1 protein-coding gene is annotated in these 2,272 nt (G+C 74.7%); it reads right to left on the bottom strand.

Annotated features, from left to right (window positions below):
- Window positions 1-117: 117 nt before the first annotated feature.
- Window positions 118-1,761: an RICIN domain-containing protein gene (locus G3I53_RS04145; RefSeq protein ID WP_164438023.1), complete on the bottom strand. Its 1,644-nt coding sequence runs from the start codon at window positions 1,759-1,761 to the stop codon at window positions 118-120.
- Window positions 1,762-2,272 lie beyond the last annotated feature (511 nt).

The following is a 2,272-nucleotide window of genomic DNA, read 5'->3' as shown; positions in this document are numbered from 1 at the left end:
GACGGCCGGGCGCCCGGGCGGAGTCCGGCCGGGGCCCGGGGGGCCGGCCGCGCCGCCCCCCGGTGGTGCCGGGGCGGACACCGGCCGGAGCGGGTCTCCCCGCTCCGGCCGGTCGGATCACACCACGGGTTCGGTCAGCCCGGCATGCCGGGCGGCCGGCGGTACGGTCCCGCCGCTCGACAGCAGGTCCTCGTCCTCCCGCACCGTTTCGGCCGCCCAGCGCTGGTCCACGGTCCGGTCGCGCACCTTGACGACGAGGTCGGCGTTCGCGTCAGTGGTGGCGGGAGTGAGGGCCAGCTGTTCGTCCCACCGGGCCAGCAACTCGCCCTGCGGGGTGAGGTCGTAGCGCACGTCGTCGGCCCGGCCGTCGTCCGGGTCGGCGCAGGTGCCGAGGACGACGACCCCGGCGTCCTTGTGGGAGTCCAGGCACAGGCCGGGGTCGGCGACACTGCGCAGCAGCCCGTCGTCCTCGTAGGTCCAGCGCTGGGTCCAGGCCGTGGAGCAGGCGGTCAGCCGGGTGCCGACGCCGTCCTGGGGCTCGCCGACGGTGTCGAGGCACAGGTCCGCGGCGACGTTGCGCAGCCGGGTCTGCTGCGGCCCGGTGGGCAGTCCGGCGACGCCGGGCGGGGAGACCGTCGGGACGGCTCCCCTGCCGCCGTTCGCGCGGGTGGAGCCCGTCGGGTCGGTGGCGCCGCCGTCGGGCGAGGAGGAACCGGCGATGAGGACGCTCACCAGCACCCCGGCGGAGACGGCGCCGAGGCCGGTCAGGAGCGTCCGGGTGGAGCGCAGGGCCTCCGGCCGGCCGAAGCCGGCGAGCCGCTCGGCGGCGGGGATCCGGGACAGCAGGCGGTGCCGGCGGGCGGCGGAGTGTCCGCCCCCGCCCCGGCGTCCGCGGCGTCCGGAGCGCGGGCCACGGGCCCCGCCCGCGGAGCGGCCGGGGCGGGAGTCGAGGTACCGACGGGCTCCCCAGCCGAGGACCGCCTCGGCGATGAGGGTGCCCAGCTCGCCCTCGAAGTGCCCCAGTTGCTCGGCCGCGTGCCGGCAGTGGCGGCACTCCGCCAGGTGCCGGCGGACGTCGGGGAGCAGGGCGCCGCCCCGGCGGATCGGGACGTCGAGGAGCCGGTTGTGGAAACGGCAGTCCTTCGTCGGTGCCAGTTCCTGATGGGCGTGGACGCAATTCTGCCGGAAAGTGTCACGTCCTTGTTCGAGTGCGGCCGACGCGATGTCGGCGTCCATGCCGAGCAGGCCCGCCGGAACGGATATCGGTTCGGCCTCGACCTCGACGTGCCAGAGCAGACAGCGCACCCGCGCGGGCAGCGCCCGGAATGCCCGCAGGGCCAGTGTGCGGTTGTCCGGCGTCATGGTCTTCGCCATCCGCATACCGCGTCCGCCGGCCGGTTTCTGCAGGGGCGGCAGGGCGCCGGATATCCGGTCGTCGGCGGCCCATTCCCGGACCGTGTCCCGCACGGCCACCAGCAGCACCGGACGCAGGGCGACGGCCGGTTCACCGAGCGCGATCCGGTCCAGGACCCGGTGCAGGGCGGCCGCGGTGGCCATGGCGGCCGTCTGTCCCGACGAGGCCAGGCACACGGCCGCGTAGTCGTGCATGGACCGCCAGTGACGCGCCGTCAGCAGCGCGACGGCACGGGCGGCCTCGCCCTCCGGACGGTCCCGCAGCCGGGCGGCCAGGAACTCGTCGGATTCCCCCGGATCCCCGCCGGGCGGCGGATACGGAGGTCGAGGCGGGTGGGGGGTGGGCACTGAGACGGTTCCTTCCCACGCGTGGGTGACACAGAAGTTCCGGCGCCGTAAGAGGAAAACCCGAGTGGTCCATACCTCTTGGGCGCGGGGCGCGGGGAGTACGCATTCACCGACGGCGAATCGGACCCGGTTCATGAACCTCGGCGTTCCTGCGGCCCCGGCCTTTACCCCCCGCACGGGTGGCTCACTCTCGCACAACCCGCACACCACCAACAAGGCGCTTGAGGAAGATCTGCGCGTTGACAAAAAGTCAGAAGGACAAAGGGTTATAGGTGGTACGCACTGCCTTTCCACCAGGTGTTTTCGCGAGTTCTCGGGGCGTGCGGAAATGCGCCTCCGGCCGGATCCGCACCCCGTGTGAACGGCGCGCCCGCACCGGACGCGCCGCGCACGCTCCCGGCCGCGGCGGGAGCGCGGTCCACTGGTCACGGCCTCCTCGGGAAAGGCCACGCGCGGGACGGCGGCTCTCCCGCGCGGGACGGCCGCCGGCCCCGCTCTCCCGCCCTCGGCC

The organism is Streptomyces sp. SID14436 (assembly GCF_010548465.1).
GTDB lineage: Bacteria > Actinomycetota > Actinomycetes > Streptomycetales > Streptomycetaceae > Streptomyces.
The sequence above is the reverse complement of the archived record's forward strand: the minus strand, read 5'-3'. Positions and strand labels throughout refer to the sequence as shown.